The 4760-nt window shown below is 41.2% G+C and carries 5 protein-coding genes; 4 read left to right on the top strand and 1 reads right to left on the bottom strand.

Annotated elements, in window-relative coordinates; all coding sequences use genetic code 11:
- The 4 genes from dcm to ABYB02_RS14845 all read left to right on the top strand — a co-directional run.
- On the top strand, positions 1-847 hold an 847-nt coding region (dcm, locus tag ABYB02_RS14830), incomplete at its 5' end, for a DNA (cytosine-5-)-methyltransferase (RefSeq protein ID WP_372763181.1).
- Between the two features lie 643 nt (positions 848-1490).
- Positions 1491-2027, top strand: a complete 537-nt coding sequence (locus ABYB02_RS14835; protein ID WP_372763182.1) for a YaeQ family protein — start codon at positions 1491-1493, stop codon at positions 2025-2027.
- 13 nt (positions 2028-2040) lie between these two features.
- Positions 2041-2640: an alpha/beta hydrolase gene (locus ABYB02_RS14840; protein ID WP_372763183.1), complete on the top strand. Its 600-nt coding sequence runs from the start codon at positions 2041-2043 to the stop codon at positions 2638-2640.
- A 330-nt stretch (positions 2641-2970) separates the two neighbouring features.
- Positions 2971-3444: a Dps family protein gene (locus ABYB02_RS14845; protein ID WP_372763184.1), complete on the top strand. Its 474-nt coding sequence runs from the start codon at positions 2971-2973 to the stop codon at positions 3442-3444.
- 101 nt (positions 3445-3545) lie between these two features.
- Here ABYB02_RS14845 and ABYB02_RS14850 read toward each other — a convergent pair.
- On the bottom strand, positions 3546-4760 hold a 1215-nt coding region (locus ABYB02_RS14850), incomplete at its 5' end, for a prolyl oligopeptidase family serine peptidase (RefSeq protein WP_372763185.1).

A 4760-nucleotide genomic window follows, 5' to 3' on the forward strand; every position in this document is an offset into this window, starting at 1 on the left:
AGCTTTCTCTCAAGCTGGTCTAAAACAAGGATTTAGCGATACCCGTGGAACCATGTTTTTTGAAATTCAAAGGATACTCACAGAAAAAAAACCTAAAGCTTTCGTTCTGGAAAACGTAAAGCAGCTTCAGGGGCATGATAAAGGCCGCACCTTAAATACTATCTTAGATATTTTAAGAGGTAACTTTGATTTAGAAATACCGGATGATGTTCCTTTAAGTGAAGAAACAAGACATGCGCTATCAGAGAAATTAAATTATTGGGTTGATTATAAAGTACTTAGGGCGGGTGATTTTGGCGCTCCGCAAAACAGAGAGCGCGTGTTCATAGTCGGGTTCGATAAGAATTACTTTAAAGACTGTGATTTTGATGAGCTATTTGACTGGCCGACCCCACCTAAAACGCCAACAAGAGTAGGTGATATTTTAGAAGACTTAAGCACAATAGCTCCTAGTGACGATAAGTTCACAATATCGGAGAAATTATGGGCAGGCCACCAGCGTAGGAAAGAAGAGCATAAAACCAAAGGTAATGGCTTTGGGTACTCGTTGTTTAATGCTGAAAGTGAATACGCAAATACAATCAGTGCTCGTTACTACAAAGACGGCTCTGAGATTTTAATTGATCAGTCAGAACTTGGTAAACGCCCTCGAAAGCTAACGCCCAGAGAGTGTGCTCGATTACAGGGTTTTCCTGAAGAATATATTGTAGATTCAGTATCTCAGGGCCAAATATATAAGCAGTTTGGTAATTCTGTCTGCATGAAAGTTGTTGATGCTTTGGCCATACAAGTAACAGAGACTTTAAAACTTGCTGCAAGTATAAGTTTAATTAAAAAGGTATCCTAGCCTAAATCAATAAATACGACATATGTCGCTGAACACTGTCAATAAGGGCTATCTGGCCGATAGCCCTTACTATTCAAAACCTGACCAACTCATCAATTACAATCTCTTTCCCTTAATATTTCCATTATCCAAACATCAACTTCAGACCCAAGCCTAGCAACCGACTTAGTGCCTAGCAATGTTTTACTTTGGCTATGTATCCTTAGTCATAAACTCATAAATTGTTGAGCGGCCAAGTGATGTTTTTCGATTACTTCTTTTAATTTGATTAAACTTATGGAGTTTCTTCAGTTGGTTATTGGCTGACGCTCTGTGCTGAATAATTTTAACTGGCAATTCTAAATACCCAAACCACCTTAAGATGCGAGGTCCAGTTGGAATTAAAAGCGTTTTAGGCAAGGCATTGATTGCAAGTAATAGTGGCTCTATTGCTAAAATTAATAACGCAGTATAAATCGCTTTAAAACCAACCCATCGGGCGTTTCACAACAGCTTGTTTGCTACGTTGTTGCTATTTAAAGCGCATGTCATTATTACAAAATAACGCTTTGCTATTCACCCAGTGAAACGCTGGGCTATGTATCGTGAGGTGGTTTGGGTATTATTGCGCTATACTGGCGCAAATTTTTTCAGATAAGACATTATGGCGCTTAAATCTACCATTATGAAGGTGCAGTTGTCGCTTAGCGATATGGACCGCCACGTTTACCAAGACTTTAATTTAACTTTGGCGCAGCACCCGTCAGAAACTGAGCAACGGTTGATGATCCGCTTGCTGGCGTTTGCACTGAATAGTTGTGATGGTTTAGAGTTTACCAAAGGCTTGTGTGCCGACGATGAACCTGAGCTGTGGCATAAAAATTACAGCGAAGAGATAGAGCTGTGGATTGAGCTGGGGCTGCCAGACGATAAGCGGATTAAAAAAGCCTGCAATAAAGCAAAAAAAGTGGTGCTTTATACCTATGGTGAAAACAACCAAGCTATTTGGTGGCAAAAACAGCAGGCTAAACTCCGTGACTTTAACAACCTCAGTGTGTTTAGTTTAGACTTTGCGACCACGCAAGCATTAGCCAATTTAGTCGATCGTAATATTAAGCTGGCTATTACCATTCAAGATGGTGAAATGTGGGTGAATACCGACACCACCAATATTGAAATAAAGCCACAGCAATTAATGTGATCATAGAGGTGTTATGAAAGTGAATCGAGTGGTGGTATTACATGGCTTATATATGTCGGGTTTGGTGATGCGACCGCTATGCTCGCGGCTTGAAAAATCGGGCATGGAGGTATTAAACCTCACCTATAGCACACTGACCCCCAACCGCAGCGCCATTTTTAAACAAATTGATGACTTTATTGCTGACCAACCTAGTGCGCTCGTTTGCCATTCAATGGGAGGGCTGATTGCCCGCGCCTATTTAGAAGAAGCTTCAGCTGCCAGCCAACTGGTTAAAAAAGTAATTACCTTAGGTACCCCGCATCAAGGCAGTCATATTGCTCATAAAATGAAGCAAAAAGGCTTTGAAGCACTGTTAAAAAATAGCGTTGAGTTTTTACTTTGTGAAAACGGTAATTGGCCGTTTAAGGCCAAATTGTACAGTGTTGCAGGCGATTTACCGATTGGACTAATGCCATTGATTGCCAAGGGCAGCCGTTCTGATGGCACCGTATTGCTTGATGAAACTAAACTAAAAGGCATGGCCGAACATAAGGTGTTTCATTTAAGTCATACCAGTATGATTTACTCGCGCCAGGTTGTTGATTACATTTTAGCGCGCTTAAACGACTAACCACTCCTTGTGTTTGCGCCCATATGTACATCATGAGCACAGCAATGGCGCAATAAGTTGCCAACTTATCTCAATAACTCCATGACAAAAAAGCCGCCCTTGTATAAAGTGAGCTATAGCGCACAATTTAAACAACTCATTAATTTTTTACCGCACAGGGGTAGTATTTTAACTAATCCGACCCATGTCTATTAATAAGTTAGCGCGTGAGTAATATTAATTAATAGCTAAAAACTATCAATGTTATAAATATAAACAATTTTACTAATTAATGTGAATAGCTAATAATTGTAAACAGTTAAAAAATCACGGTTATTTAAGGAGCAAACAATGTCACAGGTAAACGCAATTGGTTTAAACAGTGCTAAAAGTGAAGAAGTTATTAACTCACTCAACACCTTACTAAGCAGCTATCAAATTCAGTATATGAACGCGCGTGGTTTTCATTGGAATATTAAAGGCCGTAACTTTTTTGAATTACACGTAAAGTTTGAAGAAATTTACAACTTATTATTAGTCAAAGTTGACGAAGTCGCTGAGCGTATTTTAACGCTCGATGGTGCGCCACTGCACGCGTTTTCAGATTACTTAGCGGTCAGCAAAATTAAAGAAGCTAAAGGCATTAGTGATGGTGTGATCGCGGTAGAAAACCTACTGGCCGGTTACAGCACGTTAATACAAATGCAGCGCGAAATTTTAACCCTTGCCGGCGATGCGGGCGACGAAGGTACTGCAGCGTTAATGAGTGACTACATTTCAGAACAAGAAAAACTAGTGTGGATGCTGAAAGCCTACCTAGATTAAACACCATAGCGACATTACGGCAATAATAAATGGCCGTAACAAACAAAAACATCGGCTACATTATGTAGCCGATGTTTTTTTATGCTGAATAAAAGCTACATTTAGCTTTGCAGTAAGGCAATAAAAAAGGCCATTTCCAGCGCTTTTTCTTCCAAACTTTTAAAACGCCCCGATGCGCCACCGTGCCCCGCATCCATATCGGTTTTAAACACTAAAATATTATTATCGGTTTTCAGCTCACGCATTTTAGCCACCCACTTCATTGGCTCCCAATATTGCACTTGTGAATCGTGCAAGCCTGTGGTGATAAGCATATGCGGATAGTCTTGAGCGCTAATATTATCGTACGGCGAATACGCGGCAATCACATCATAAAAGTGTGGATCATTGGGGTTGCCCCACTCATCATATTCGTTGGTAGTAAGCGGAATACTCTCGTCCAGCATAGTGGTTAACACATCTAAAAATGGCACATGACAACCCACAGCTAAATACAGCTCAGGAGCTTGATTAACCACGGCGCCCATTAATAAACCACCGGCACTGCCGCCAGACGCAAACACCTTATTTTTATCGGCGTAACCTTCAGCAACCAGTGCTTTAGTGACATCAATAAAGTCGTTAAAACTATTTTGCTTATGCTGTTTTTTTCCTTGCTCATACCAATGGCGGCCCAACATTTCGCTACCACGTACATGGGCAATCACATAGACAAAGCCCCGATCTAGCAAGCTTAATGAACCGCTTGAAAAGCTAGGATCTATAGTGTAACCATAAGCGCCATAGCCATATTGAAACAACGGATTGGTGCCATCTTTTTTAAAACGGTCTTTACGGTACACTAACGACACCGGCACCTTTACACCGTCTCGTGCAGTGACCATTAAGCGCTCTGACTGATAGTGCTCGGCGTTAAAACCACCTAATACTTGTTGCTGTTTTAGTAAGGTTTTTTTACCACTGGTTAAATCAACGTCGTATAACGAGCCGGGTGTGGTTAAGCTTGAATAGTAAATGCGCGCAGTGCGCGATGCCGGCTCTGGATTCATTGCAATTGCAGCATAATAACAGGGATCGTCAAACGCCAGCGCCATACGCTCGCCTTGGTTATTTACAACCACAAACCGCGCTTGTCCTTGCTCACGCTCACTCAATACTAAAAAGTCGTTAAACAGTTCTACGCCTTCTAGCAACACATCGTCGCGATGGGGCGTATGCTCTATCCACTGGGTTTTATCGGCAATTGTGCTACTGGTTGCGGTCATTAAGCGAAAGTTTTTTTCTCGCCAATTAGTCACTATGTAAAAAGTATCACC

Source organism: Pseudoalteromonas sp. (assembly GCF_041613455.1).
Taxonomy (GTDB): domain Bacteria; phylum Pseudomonadota; class Gammaproteobacteria; order Enterobacterales; family Alteromonadaceae; genus Pseudoalteromonas.

Coding starts and splice junctions, on each gene's coding strand:
- ABYB02_RS14845 (WP_372763184.1), top strand. CDS start 2,971: ATGTCACAGGTAAACGCAATTGGTTTAAACAGTGCTAAAAGTGAAGAA.
- ABYB02_RS14840 (WP_372763183.1), top strand. CDS start 2,041: ATGAAAGTGAATCGAGTGGTGGTATTACATGGCTTATATATGTCGGGT.
- ABYB02_RS14835 (WP_372763182.1), top strand. CDS start 1,491: ATGGCGCTTAAATCTACCATTATGAAGGTGCAGTTGTCGCTTAGCGAT.